Here is a 13431-nt window from a genome sequence, read left to right on the forward strand (position 1 = left end):
ACAAAAGGCCCGGAAAGTGATTTCCGGGCCTTTGTTATTTCAGGTTGTTTCCGCGTTTAGTGGCGGAAGTGGCGCATGCCGGTAAAGACCATCGCCACATTATGCTCATTCGCGGCGTCAATCACTTCCTGATCGCGCATGGAGCCGCCCGGCTGGATGACGGCGGTGGCACCTGCGGCAATCGCAGCGAGCAAACCGTCGGCAAAGGGATAAAATGCTTCCGAAGCGACGGCGGAGCCGCGCGTCAACGGTTCGGCAAGGCCAAGAGCCTTGGCGGCATCTTCCGCCTTCTGGGCAGCGATACGAGCCGAATCCACACGGCTCATCTGGCCCGCGCCGATGCCAGCCGTCTGCCCGTCCTTTGCGTAAATGACGGCATTGGACTTCACATGCTTGGCGATCTTGAAGGCAAATTTCATGTCTTCAAGTTCCTGCGGCGTCGGCGCACGCTTGGTGACGACCTTGAGGTCCAGATCCTCGACCATGCCATTGTCGCGGCTCTGCACCAACAGGCCGCCCGAGACGGTCTTCGCGGTAATGCCCGCCGCGCGGGGATCAGGCAGGCCACCAGCGGCCAGCAGGCGCAGGTTCGGCTTGCGGGCAATGATGGACTTGGCTTCTTCGGTAACATCAGGCGCGATGATGACTTCAGTGAAGAGTTTGACGATTTCTTCCGCCGTTTCCGCATCGAGCGTGCGGTTCAGGGCGATGACGCCGCCAAAGGCCGACACGGAATCGCATGCCAGCGCCCGCCGGTAAGCTTCGGCAAGTGTCGGACCCGTCGCCACGCCGCAGGGATTGGCGTGCTTGATGATGGCGACTGCCGGCGCATTTTCCGGCAGGAATTCCGCCACGAGCTCGTAAGCTGCATCGGTGTCATTGATGTTGTTATAGGAAAGCTGCTTGCCCTGAAGAAGCGTGGCCGTTGCAACGCCCGGACGCTTTTCGCCGGTGAGGTAAAAACCAGCGCTCTGATGCGGGTTTTCGCCATACCGCATCTTTTCCTTCAGCGCGCCGCCGATGGCGCGGTAATCCGGTGTTTCGATCGCAAGCGCCTCGGCAAACCAGTTGGAAATCACCGCATCATAGGCGGCGGTGCGGGCATAGGCCTTGGCGGCAAAACGCTGGCGCAGCGCATAGGATGTCTGGCCGTCATCGGCCTGCAGGGCTTCAACCAGATCGGGATAGTCAGACGGATCGGTAACCACCGTGACATAGGCATGGTTCTTGGCGGAAGCGCGGATCATCGCCGGGCCGCCAATATCGATGTTCTCCACCGTCGTCGGATAATCGCCGCCCTTGGCGCGAACTTCCTCGAAGGGATAGAGATTGATGACCGAGAGATCGATTGCCTCGATGCCGTGCGCCTTCATCGCCTCGACATGCTCTGCATCGTCCCGGATGGCCAGAAGCCCGCCATGGACATTGGGATGCAGCGTCTTGACGCGACCGTCCATGATCTCGGGAAAATTCGTTACGTCGGAGACATCCGTCACCGGCAAGCCTGCTTCGGCAATGGCCTTCGCCGTTCCACCGGTCGACAGAAGCTTGACGCCAAGCTTCGACAGAACCGTCGCCAGCTCGATAATGTCAGTCTTGTCGGACACGGAAAGAAGCGCCGTGCGGATTTTGACCTTATCGGGGGCGGGGATTTTTTTGGACACGACGGCCATCAGGCATACTCCGTTTAACGGGGAGGACAGGCTGGAATGGGATTGATCCAGCAACTGCCGCCGCGTTAACACAGCTTACCGGATTAATAAACAGCGGGGATGCCGAACGGTGAAAACTATGGTGGTTTTTGACCGGCACCGCCGGAAATTGTCTAAGCCTGGCGTTCGATGAGCCAGCGGATTTCCCGCGTATTTGCGAGATTGAAGGGGAGTTCGATCTGCTGCGACGGGCGCATACCGGACGCATCGGCCATGAAGACATCCTCGGTGACGAAAAGCTCCAGCCCCGGTGCGGAAAACAGCCAGACGGTTCCATCCGCTGCCTCCAGATAGGCGGACTCCTCATCCCGCTGGTGTATCTGAATGTGGGGATGAATATGGAAACGTGAAACCGCCGTGACCGACTGCAATTGCGTTTTTACCGCACTCGCATCGGCCCGAAGCAGATCGCGACCCTTTATCTTGGTGCCGGCCGCATTCAATTCTATTTCCCGCTCATGGTGGCAGCCGAAATTCTGCAAATAGCCGTCATGAGACGCCCACAGGATGTCATTGCCGTTCGCATCCGTTCCACGCCGGCTGTCGACGTGGCTGACGCCTGATACCATGATCGGACCAAGCAGCCGCGAGCGCGACAGTCTGCACGATGATGTATCCGCAAGCGTGACGGTGGAATGCGCCGCCGTGGAACGGCTGGCCCGCTGATATTCCGGCGCGGCGTTGCGTGGAAAGCCGGAATTGACGATGAAGCGGTTCTTGCCACAGGACATTTCGAAAGACAGGCAACCCGAATGGGCATTGCGTGAAAGCTCCGCCGAGCCGGGATAGCCCGTATCCACGATGATGACCGTATCGTCCGTCGCAAGCCGGTGGTAATTCACGTCCGGCAGAACCTTGGAGGGCCGGCCGGCCGTTTCATCATAGCGCAGCACCGAAACAAGCTCATTGGCGAGCGTCGCCGTAGCGCCGTTGAACAGCGCGAGATCGCCGCCCTGATGCCGGAAGAACCGGATCGCCGGGAACATGCGGTCTATCGCCGGCACCAGGCCGGAGGGCAGATCGTGGCCGAGATTGATATAACTTTGCCGAAGCGGCAGGAGATCGAGCAGCAGGTCCAGCATGACGCGTGGATTGCGGGAAACATGCCCGCCATCGGGCAGAATCTGGCGTTCCATTTCCTGAGCCAGCTTCATTCCATTCCGCGTGATCCGCGAAAGGCGCGTTGGCATGGCGATGGAAGCCATGGCCAAGGCAATCCTGATCCTCAGCCGCGCTTCGCCATCCGGCGCATGTCGGACGATTCTTTCGAGATAACGCACATGAAATGCGAGGCTTTTCAGGAACCGGCGATAAAAACCGGCATCGGCCTCGTATAAAACCACGGGAGAGTGCGAAAGCCAGGCAATCAGCCTTTGTGCGGCGATTTCCGGCGACCAGGCAGTGCCTGCAAGCCGTTTGCCATGAAGCACCATCCATTCCGCAACAATACGACGCGCCCGTTTGCAGGCCTCGCTCGATTTATCGGAGCGAATATGCCGTAGCCAACTGAATGCATGCAGCCGTTCTTCAAAGACCGCCGATGGATATTCCACCTGAAATGGCGAAGCTCCGCCGGTTTCGACGACACGCCCGGCCAGCGCGATGCGGCCCCGCAACAGTTCCTCGGCGAAATAGGGATCGATGGCTCTGAGATCGGTCGGCGCCGCCACCAGACCGTCTGGTGCACGGGTGGCAAATCGCGACATATGCAGGCGCAAAGGGGTGAGGCCGACACACAGATGACGATACGCCATCCGCGACAGAAGACCGGCGGCATTCATGCTGCCTGCAAAGGACCCTAACAAGCTGTGTTTCCCGTTTCACATGTTTTGTTTTTATCAGTGAACCGCGACGACCGGAACGTTTTCGATAAATATCTAATGATTCGCGAAAGCTTGGCTTTTTTCTACTTCTTACGCAAGACACTGCTAAAAAACCCATCGACGCCGCCGAACATGTCCGGTGTCGTACGAAGATCGCCATTGGGGCTGATAGCCGCTTCCATTCCAGGCCAATCCTCGCGGCGGACGGCAACACGCTCCACACCCGGATATTCCGCCAGAACCTCGGCAATCATCGCTTCTCCTTCGGAAGGATCGAGCGAGCAATTGGAGAAGACCACAAGGCCGCCGGGGCCAACAAGCGTCAGCGCATGCCGCAGCATCTGTCCCTGAAGGGCAGCGAGTTTGGCAATGTCGTTCTCATCCTTGGTCCAGCAGACATCGGGATGTTTGCGAAGTGTCCCGGTGGAAGAACAGGGCGCATCGAGGAGGACCGCGTCAAAAAGCTGTTCCGGCTGGTACTTCAGCATATTGGCTTCCACCGTTTCGGCGCGGAGGCCAAGCCGGTCGAGATTTTCCCTGAGGCGACGAAGACGGTTACCGGACTGATCCAGCGCCGTCACATTGGCGCCCGCCAGTGCAAGCTGCGCGGTCTTGCCGCCCGGAGCAGCACAGAGATCTGCGACACGTTTACCCGCGATGTCGCCCATAAGGCGAACCGGCATGCTGGCGGCGAGATCCTGCACCCACCACGCACCTTCAGCGAAGCCTTCAAGCGATGGGATCTGCCCCTCGAATTCACCCAGGCGCACGCTGCCATTCGGCATGAGCGTACCGCCCAGTTTTTCCGCCCAAAGAGCAGGATCAGCCTTGATCGTCAGATCAATTGAGGAGGGTGTCAGCTGCGCCTCCGAAATCCTTTGCGCAACCTCATTGCCGTAAGCGGAAACAAGCCGCGCATGGAACCAGTCCGGCAGTACCGGAACGCCGGCGACAGCCTTCTCGATATCCGCTTTTTCACGACCGAGCCGTCGAAGAACGGCGTTCACCAGTTTGACGAAACGCCGGTTGCGCGGATCGCGGTGAGCTTGCTCCACGGCGAGATCGACAGCGGAATGATCCGGCACATCGAGGTAAAGCATCTGCGCCGCACCGACGACGAGAACGTGATGCAGCGAACGCGCGCCCTGCGGCAGCGGCCCATCCAGCAGCATCGACAATGCCGTTTCAATCCGCGGGAGGTGGCGAAGCGCGCTGTTGACGATGGCTCTCACCAGCGCCCGGTCCGCAAGCGACAGGGCTCGATAGACGGGATTGCCGTTTTCGCTATCGAGCATCCCATCCAGCGAGGTCTTCTTTTCCAGAACGGCCGCCAGAATGCGGGTCGCGGCGATGCGCGCGGCGAGACCCGGCTTGTCCTGGAAAGACGAAGGGCCGTCTTCACGGCCCCTCCCATTTGCTGGTCTCGGTTTTCTGGACCGCGCCGGCTTATTCTGAATATCGGATGTCAAGACCACGGCCCCTTGCGCTCGTTTTCATTGCCGCGTCCCCAGCCTGTTTTGGGAACGGAGCCTAATTTGCGCAGAGGTCTATCACCCGATGGCGGCGGCGTCGATCCTCGCGGGGAAAACTCCTGTGCCATGGCATGCAGCGCGGCCACGCGGTTTTCCGTATTCGGATGGGTGGAGAAGAGATTGTCCATGCGCTCGCCGGAAAGCGGATTGATGATGAACATATGTGCCGTTGCCGGGTTACGCTCGGCATCGTCATTGTGGATGCGCTGCGCCATGCCCGAAATCTTCTGCAAGGCGGAAGCAAGCCACAGAGGGTTGCCGCAGATTTCCGCGCCGCGCCGGTCAGCGGAATATTCCCGCGTGCGGCTGATCGCCATCTGCACCAGCATCGCTGCCAGCGGCGCCACGATCATCGCGACCAGCACGCCGATAAATCCGAGCGGATTATTGTTGTTCTCCCGGTTGCCGCCGAAGAAGAAGGCAAAATTGCCGAGCATGGAGATGGCGCCGGCCAGCGTGGCGGTAATTGTCATGGTCAGCGTGTCCCGGTTCTGCACATGCGCAAGCTCATGCGCCATGACACCGGCCACTTCCTCGGGCGTGAGACGCTCCAGCAGTCCTGTCGAAGCGGCAACAGCGGCATTCTGCGGATTCCGCCCGGTCGCGAAGGCATTGGGTTGCGGGCTATCGTAAATATAAACCTTCGGCATCGGCAGACCGGCATTCTGCGACAGGTCGCGGATCATGTGAAAAAATTCGGGCGCATTCGCCTCGTCGATCTCCCGCGCATGATAGGCGGAGAGAACCATCTTGTCAGAGTTCCAGTAGGAAAAAATATTCATACCGGCCGCGATGACCAGGGCAATCATCATGCCGCCCTTGCCGCCAATCAGAAAACCGACACCCATGAACAATGCGGTCATGAAGGCCAGAAGCATTGCCGTGCGCATCATGTTCATCCGTTAAACTCTCCTTGTCACTCACCGGGAATATTCCGGGGTTTATAAAGCCCCTCGGATTATATAATCTGGTAAGCGGCAAACGTATTTCAATATCCCGTCATAGGGAGGATTTCATGCAGAATGCGGATAATGACAACGCCACAGACAGTGGCGCGGAAAGTGTAAAGCGACTTTCGCCGGCGGCGCAGCGAGCGTTGAAAGAAGCGGAAGAACGGCGCAAGCAACAGGCCGATCTCCAGTTGCCGCCGGAAACCGGCGGCCGCGGCGGCGCGGAACCCGTGCGTTTCGGCGATTACGAAATAAAAGGCCGGGCCATCGACTTTTGAACGCCGTAAATAAAAATACCCGCCAAAGGCGGGTATTTTATATTTTAAAACAAATAGTTACTTATTTCTGCTCCAGAAGCCGGCATACCGCTTCAAGCTGTTCCAATGTCCGATAACCGATACGGATTTGCCCCGATCCGCCCTTGTGGCTGATCTTCACATCCAGCCCGAGAGCATCGGACAGGCTGCGTTCGAGCGCGATCGTATCGGAATCCTTTTCCGCCGCAGGTCGCTTCTCCGCAACATCGCCCTGCGATTTGATATCGTTCTGCGCCAGGCGCTCGGCATCACGGACCGAAAGTCCCTTGGATACGATTGTTTTCGCGAGCGTCGCCGGATCGGAAGTGGAAACAAGCGCGCGGGCATGACCTGCAGAGAGCGAACCATCCGCCAGCATATCCCGTACCGGATCGGGAAGCTTCAAAAGCCGCAGGCTGTTGGCAACGTGGCTTCGGCTCTTGCCGATGATTTCGCCGAGATCATTCTGCGTATAGCCATGTTCGGCGATCAGCTGCTCATACCCCATCGCTTCTTCAAGCGGATTGAGGTCGGAACGCTGTACGTTTTCGACAATTGCCAGTTCCAGCGCCGTGCGATCATCCACATCGCGAACGATGACGGGAACATCGGTAAAGCCCGCCAGCTGCGCCGCACGCCAGCGCCTCTCGCCCGCAATAATCTCGTATCGGTTGACTTCAACCGTTCTTACGACCACAGGCTGAACAATTCCATGCTGACGAATGGAGGCAGCAAGATCCTGCAGCTCGTTCTCGTCGAAATGACGCCGCGGGTTCCTCTGGCTGCGAGCGATGAATTCGATGGGAATGGTACGATCGGCGTTAACAGCGCGCTGAGGCTCACCCACAGGCACAGGCTGGTCCATTTCTCCAATCAATGCGGCAAGACCGCGCCCCAGCCGACGCTTGGAAAGATCATCACTCATAAGATATTACTCCATACATTCCGGCAAACGTCAGGCGGCTTTACGCAGACGCTCTCTCTGAATCACTTCGGACGCCAGTTGCAGATAGGCCTGGCTGCCGGCACATTTCAGATCATAGAGAATTGCCGGCTTACCATAGGACGGCGCTTCGGAAACACGCACATTGCGTGGAATGAGCGTGTGGTAGACCTTTTCGCCCAGATGCGTGCGCACATCCGAAACAACCTGTTGTGCAAGATTATTTCGCGCATCGAACATCGTAAGAACGATGCCCTGTATATCGAGCTGCGGGTTCACCGATCCACGAATCTGACTGACCGTATCCAGCAACTGGCTAAGGCCCTCCAGTGCAAAGAACTCGCATTGCAGCGGCACGAGCACGGAATGTGCGGCCGTCATGGCATTCATGGTCAAAAGATTGAAAGAAGGAGGGCAGTCGACGAGAATGTAGGAGTAGCCTCTGGCTTCCTGTGTCTCCATGGCCGCACGCAGCAGGAAAACGCGGTTGGAAACATTCGCAACCTGCATTTCGAAACCGAGCAAATCCATCGTGGAGGGTACGATGTCGAGATTGGGAACGGCGGTGGGAACAGCAACTTCCGCTACCCCATGATCTCCGACCAGAAGATCATATGACGAAAGCTTGCGCTCCTTGCGGTCGATTCCAAGCCCGGTACTCGCATTACCCTGCGGGTCCAGATCCACAATCAGCACGCGCTCACCAATAGCCGCCAGCGCGGTCGCCAGATTGATGGCGGTTGTCGTTTTACCAACGCCGCCTTTCTGGTTTGCAACTGCGATAATTCGGTTTTTTTCCAAAGTCATGCCGCACCTGGTCAGCTCATCAGCGCCTCAAAGCGAGGTTGCTGATTTCAAGAACAACAGAATCTGCCTCAATGGCACTCTGATGTTTTACCAGATCAAACTCCCAGCGACCATGTGCTTTCTGCACTTCAGAATCATAATCCCGGCCTTTATTAAAATAGGCCTTTAGATTTGGATTATTCTGCGCCCAGGGATGGATATAATCGAAAAGCAGATCCAGTTCGGCGAGCGCGCGCGCTGAAACAGCGTCGCAATTTTTGATGATTTCCGGTGCCGTCTCGATCCTGACAGGGTGGACTGCACCTCTTGCACCGGTTTCCTTCAGTGCAATTCGCAAGAATGCCGCCTTTTTATTGTTGCTTTCGACCAGATCAACCCAACCTTCGCCAAGCTCCGCCAGAAAAATCGCGGTGACGACCCCGGGAAATCCGCCGCCGCTTCCAAGATCAATCCACTTTTTTGGCTGAGGAGAGAGCTGGAATATCTGCGCGCTGTCGGCCACGTGCCGGTTCCAAAGCTCGGCCAGAGTGGAAGGCGCTACCAGATTTGTGGTTCTGTTCCACTTCTTAAAAAGCTCGACAAAATGCTCGAGCCTTTCCTGTGTTTCACGTGAAACACTCTGGCCGTTTATCTTCATAATCCGACTCGCTATTGGTGCATGCGTAATTTTTCACTTCGCGTTGCGGAATCCTTCCGCAGAAGTGCGAGCAGCAGCGATATCGCAGCCGGCGTCATGCCGTCAACACGAGCGGCCTGGGCAATATTCTCAGGACGGGCTTTTTCCAGCTTTTGTTTAAGCTCATTGGAGAGGCCGGACAAACTCTTAAAATCAAAATCATCCGGGATTTTTCTGTCTTCGTCCCGCTTGATATCGATGATATCGGCGCTCTGTCTCTGCATATAGACCGCATAACTCGCCTCGATCTGCAAAACCTCGGCAACTTTTCCGTCAATAGCGCCCAATTCCGGCCAATGTGCGGTAAGGACTTCGAGAGTCATATCCGGATAGGCCAGCAATTCATAAACAGACCGGCGTTGGCCGTCCTGATTAAGTTTCAACCCCTGCTTCGCCGCCTGGGACGGGCTGATGGAAATCGCCTTCATCAGCTCTCGACCGCGATCCAGATCGGAAATGAAGTTTGCAAAGCGTTCCTGCCGTTCACGGCCGATAATGCCAGCCATCTGACCGATTGGTGTAAGCCGCAGATCCGCATTGTCTACGCGCAGCGAAAGACGATACTCGGCTCGGGATGTAAACATGCGGTAGGGTTCGCTGACACCTTTCGACGTCAGGTCATCAATCATGACCCCGATATAAGACTCGGTTCGGCTAAAATAGATAGGATCGGCATTGCCCGCATAAAGCGATGCATTCAAGCCGGCAACGAGACCCTGAGCGCCCGCTTCTTCATAACCCGTCGTGCCATTAATCTGACCGGCCAGAAACAATCCCGGAATCTTGCGGCATTCCAGCGACGGCTTCAGCTCACGCGGATCGACGTAGTCATATTCGATCGCATAACCCGGCTGCAGGATCGTCACCTGTTCAAGGCCCGGTATCGTTCGGATAAATTGCTCCTGAACGGAAGCGGGAAGGGACGTCGATATACCGTTTGGGTAAATGGTGTGATCGTCCAGACCTTCCGGCTCGAGGAATATCTGGTGACCGTCCCGTTCACCGAACCGGGTGATCTTATCCTCAATCGACGGGCAATAACGCGGACCGACCCCTTCGATCTGTCCAGAATACATCGCCGACAGATGAATGTTGTCCTGAATGATCTTGTGGCTAGCCGGGGCGGTGCGAGTTACACCACATTCTATTTGCGGATTGAGAATACGATCCGTCATAAAGGAAAATGGGACAGGATCCTCATCGGCGGCCTGCCGATCCACCGCATTCCAGTCAATCGTGCGTCCGTCCAGTCGCGCAGGGGTGCCGGTTTTCAGGCGACCCATAACGAGACCCAGCCTCGAGAGCGTGTCCGAGAGGCCGACAGACGGCATTTCTCCCACACGTCCCGCCGGAATCTTTTCGGAACCGATATGAATGAGACCGCGCAGGAAGGTACCGCTCGTCAGCACAACCGCGCCACAAGGAATCCGGCTACCGTTCTTCATGATAACGGCTGCGACGCGATCATCGGCCATCTCAATATCGAAAGCATCGCCTTCAATAATGGTCAGGTTTTCAATCGCATCGATTTCGCGTTGCATGGCTTCGCGATAAAGCCGCCGGTCGGCCTGCGTGCGCGGACCACGGACGGCCGGTCCCTTTTTGCGATTGAGCATGCGGAATTGTATGCCCGCTGCATCGGCAACCCGACCCATCAAGCCATCCAGCGCGTCGATTTCCCGAACGAGGTGTCCCTTTCCCAGACCGCCAATGGCGGGGTTGCAGGACATGACGCCGATCGTCTCACGCTTGTGGGTAACAAGGGCGGTTTTTGCACCATGCCTCGCAGCAGCGGCCGCGGCTTCGCTGCCCGCGTGGCCACCGCCAATAACAACGACATCGAATGACTGGTGCATATCCCTGCGCCCTGTTCTCTCAGCATCGACATCGCCGCTCGGCCGCCGATGTTTCACGTGAATCATTTTCCTATGCAGAATTCCGAGAAGATCACGCCTAGCAAATCTTCCACATCAACGCGGCCGGTGATCCGTCCGAGCGATGTCGCCGCGAGTCTTAAATATTCCGACCTTATCGCAAGGTCCAGGGTCTCGGAATCGAGCGCATCACTAACATAGTTCAGCGTCTCTTCAAGTCGTTTTTTATGTCTCGCGCGCGCCGGAACCAAAGTCTGGCCGGCACCGACGCGTTTTTCTATCTCCTGCCTCAGCATCGAACGCAGTTCGCTCAGGCCTATTCCTTCCTTGGCTGAGATAGACAAATCAAATCCATCATCCAAGACAGGGGAATGAAGCGCTGTTTTCGTTCTAACTCGCAAGTAACTCTGGTTCTTGAATGATTCGAAATTTTGTTTCGGAAACGAATCCTTATCCTGCAGCAGCAGAATGAGGTCTGCTGTTTCCGCTGTCAGAACCGCGCGCCGGACACCTTCGAGCTCCACGACATCCTGTGTTTCCCGTATCCCTGCCGTATCGAATATCCGGACGAGATATCCTTCCAGATTGATGTCAACGCTCAAGACATCTCTCGTCGTGCCGGCAATATCGGTAACGATCGCAACATCGCGGCCGCTAAGAGCATTCAACAGAGTGGATTTGCCCGCATTCGGTTCACCGACGAGCGCGACCTTGAACCCATCGCGAATGATTTCTCCGCTTTCGCCACCCTGGAGATGATCGCCGATTTCCTTTTGGAGAAGCGCCATGGCTTCCCAAACCTGAGCCGCCACGGAATCCGGAACATCCTCCTCGTCGGCAAAATCCAGTTCCGCTTCGATGAGCGCGCGAGCGCGCGTCAGGCCGCTGGCCCAGCCATCATAGAGCGCAGACAATTTGCCAGTGCTCTGTTCCACCGCCAACCGCCGCTGCATTTCCGTTTCAGCCTGCAACAGATCGGCGAGACCTTCGACCTCAAGGAGATCCATCTTCCCATTCTCGAAGGCTCTACGGGAGAACTCACCGGCATCGGCAGGCCGAAGTCCTCCGAGATTTTCAAGCTCGGCAAAAATCGAAGCCATGACCGCGCGACTGCCATGGCTATGAATTTCAACACAATGCTCACCCGTGAAAGAATTTGGACCCGGAAAAACGATTACCAGCGCCTGGTCGATGATCTCATCGTTTCGATTCCGAATCGAGCAGAGCGTCGCCTTTCGTGGTGAAGGAAGTTCCCGGCCCGTCAACATCTCCAAGGCATCGAAAGCCTTGGAGCCGCTGATCCTGATAACAGCCACACCGGCCGGCAGAGCACCGCTGGAGAGCGCATAGATCGTATCGGCGGAAGCTGGCATCATTCACCTCGGTCTAAAACAGTCAAGCCGCATCCGAATAAACGGATACGGCTTTAAAGCTCTTATGATGAATCCGGCTAAAGTTCGGATCAGGTATTCATCGATTCGAAGAAATCTGAATTGTTCTTGGTCTGCTTCAGCTTGTCGATCAGGAATTCGATGGCGTCCATCGTACCCATCGGCGCGAGAATACGGCGAAGAACGAAAATCTTCTGCAGATCCTGACGCGGCACCAGCAGGTCTTCCTTACGCGTACCGGATTTCAGAATATCCAGTGCCGGGAAGATGCGCTTGTCGGCAACCTTGCGGTCGAGCACGATTTCCGAGTTACCGGTACCCTTGAATTCTTCGAAGATGACTTCATCCATACGGCTGCCGGTATCGATCAGCGCGGTCGCGATAATGGTCAGTGAACCGCCTTCTTCAATGTTACGAGCGGCGCCGAAGAAACGCTTCGGACGCTGCAGGGCGTTGGCATCCACACCACCCGTCAAAACCTTGCCGGAGGAGGGAACAACCGTGTTGTAGGCACGGCCAAGGCGCGTTATGGAATCGAGCAGGATGACGACGTCACGACCATGTTCGACCAGGCGCTTGGCCTTTTCGATGACCATCTCGGCGACCTGCACGTGACGAACGGCCGGTTCATCGAAGGTAGAGGACACAACCTCGCCCTTAACCGAACGCTGCATGTCGGTCACTTCTTCCGGACGCTCATCGATCAGGAGAACGATCAGGTAGCATTCCGGATGGTTTGCCGTGATGGAATGGGCGATGTTTTGAAGCAGAACGGTCTTACCGGTGCGCGGCGGCGCCACGATCAATCCGCGCTGACCCTTGCCGAGTGGTGCGACGAGATCGATCACACGCGACGACAGGTCCTTCGAGGTCGGAACATCCAGTTCCATCTTGAAGCGCTCATTCGGATAAAGCGGCGTCAGATTGTCGAAGTGAACCTTGTGGCGGATCTTTTCCGGATCATCGAAATTGATCGTATTGACCTTGAGGAGCGCGAAATAACGTTCGCCTTCCTTGGGGCCGCGGATCGGGCCTTCGACTGTATCGCCGGTCTTCAGCGAGAAGCGGCGGATCTGCGACGGCGAGATATAGATATCGTCCGGACCGGGCAGATAGTTTGCATTTGCGGATCGCAGGAACCCGAAACCGTCCTGCAGGACTTCAACGACGCCCTCGCCGATGATTTCGATGTCCTGGCTCGCGAGAACCTTAAGGATTGCGAACATGAGCTCCTGCTTGCGCATGGTGCTCGCATTTTCAACTTCCAGGGATTCGGCAAAAGTCAGCAAGTCGGTAGGCGATTTGCTCTTAAGTTCCTGAAGCTTCATTTCAGCCATGAAGAGAAGACCGTTTGATAATGTAATGTCGGGGGAGGGCGTGTTCGCGAATCAGATGCTGTGGGAGATACCGCAGATGACTGAATAATT

Annotated in this window: 11 protein-coding genes; 1 reads left to right on the plus strand and 10 read right to left on the minus strand. The window is 56.6% G+C overall.

What is annotated here, in order from left to right:
* Positions 1 to 56: 56 nt before the first annotated feature.
* From purH to htpX, 4 genes are all read right to left on the minus strand, one after another.
* The gene (gene purH, locus RAC79_RS05985; protein ID WP_078052276.1) at positions 57 to 1673 is read right to left on the minus strand and encodes a bifunctional phosphoribosylaminoimidazolecarboxamide formyltransferase/IMP cyclohydrolase; all 1617 of its coding nucleotides are present in this window, start codon (positions 1671 to 1673) and stop codon (positions 57 to 59) included.
* A 152-nt stretch (positions 1674 to 1825) separates the two neighbouring features.
* Complete coding sequence (locus tag RAC79_RS05990; RefSeq protein ID WP_198939124.1) at positions 1826 to 3493, minus strand: heparinase II/III family protein; 1668 nt, start codon at positions 3491 to 3493, stop codon at positions 1826 to 1828.
* Between the two features lie 125 nt (positions 3494 to 3618).
* Positions 3619 to 5004, minus strand: a complete 1386-nt coding sequence (locus RAC79_RS05995) for an RsmB/NOP family class I SAM-dependent RNA methyltransferase (RefSeq protein WP_078052275.1) — start codon at positions 5002 to 5004, stop codon at positions 3619 to 3621.
* Positions 5001 to 5966, minus strand: a complete 966-nt coding sequence (htpX, locus tag RAC79_RS06000) for a zinc metalloprotease HtpX (RefSeq protein WP_078052274.1) — start codon at positions 5964 to 5966, stop codon at positions 5001 to 5003. The genes RAC79_RS05995 and htpX overlap by 4 nt, the downstream gene beginning before the upstream one ends.
* Positions 5967 to 6082: 116 nt before the next feature.
* Between htpX and RAC79_RS06005 the strand changes: the two genes are divergently transcribed.
* Entirely contained in the window at positions 6083 to 6295 is a 213-nt protein-coding gene (locus RAC79_RS06005) for a DUF1674 domain-containing protein (protein WP_003520210.1), read from the plus strand.
* A 61-nt stretch (positions 6296 to 6356) separates the two neighbouring features.
* Here RAC79_RS06005 and RAC79_RS06010 read toward each other — a convergent pair whose 3' ends face one another.
* The 6 genes from RAC79_RS06010 to rho all read right to left on the minus strand — a co-directional run bounded on the left by RAC79_RS06010 (position 6357) and on the right by rho (position 13341).
* Positions 6357 to 7238 carry a ParB/RepB/Spo0J family partition protein gene (locus RAC79_RS06010; protein WP_078052273.1) on the minus strand — a complete coding sequence of 294 codons (882 nt, stop codon included), beginning with the start codon at positions 7236 to 7238 and terminating at the stop codon, positions 6357 to 6359.
* A 30-nt stretch (positions 7239 to 7268) separates the two neighbouring features.
* Entirely contained in the window at positions 7269 to 8063 is a 795-nt protein-coding gene (locus RAC79_RS06015; protein WP_003521142.1) for a ParA family protein, read from the minus strand.
* Positions 8064 to 8082: 19 nt separating this feature from the next.
* Positions 8083 to 8700, minus strand: coding sequence for a 16S rRNA (guanine(527)-N(7))-methyltransferase RsmG (gene rsmG / locus RAC79_RS06020; protein WP_374996948.1), 618 nt, complete (start codon positions 8698 to 8700; stop codon positions 8083 to 8085).
* An 11-nt stretch (positions 8701 to 8711) separates the two neighbouring features.
* On the minus strand, positions 8712 to 10595 hold the full coding sequence (gene mnmG / locus RAC79_RS06025) for a tRNA uridine-5-carboxymethylaminomethyl(34) synthesis enzyme MnmG (protein WP_080856907.1): 1884 nt from the start codon (positions 10593 to 10595) through the stop codon (positions 8712 to 8714).
* A 62-nt stretch (positions 10596 to 10657) separates the two neighbouring features.
* Entirely contained in the window at positions 10658 to 11989 is a 1332-nt protein-coding gene (gene mnmE / locus RAC79_RS06030; protein ID WP_174039760.1) for a tRNA uridine-5-carboxymethylaminomethyl(34) synthesis GTPase MnmE, read from the minus strand.
* Positions 11990 to 12075: 86 nt separating this feature from the next.
* Positions 12076 to 13341 carry a transcription termination factor Rho gene (rho, locus tag RAC79_RS06035; RefSeq protein ID WP_004444236.1) on the minus strand — a complete coding sequence of 422 codons (1266 nt, stop codon included), beginning with the start codon at positions 13339 to 13341 and terminating at the stop codon, positions 12076 to 12078.
* Positions 13342 to 13431: the final 90 nt, after the last annotated feature.

It is taken from the genome of Agrobacterium sp. LR_9, assembly GCF_041954855.1.
Taxonomy (GTDB): domain Bacteria; phylum Pseudomonadota; class Alphaproteobacteria; order Rhizobiales; family Rhizobiaceae; genus Agrobacterium; species Agrobacterium leguminum.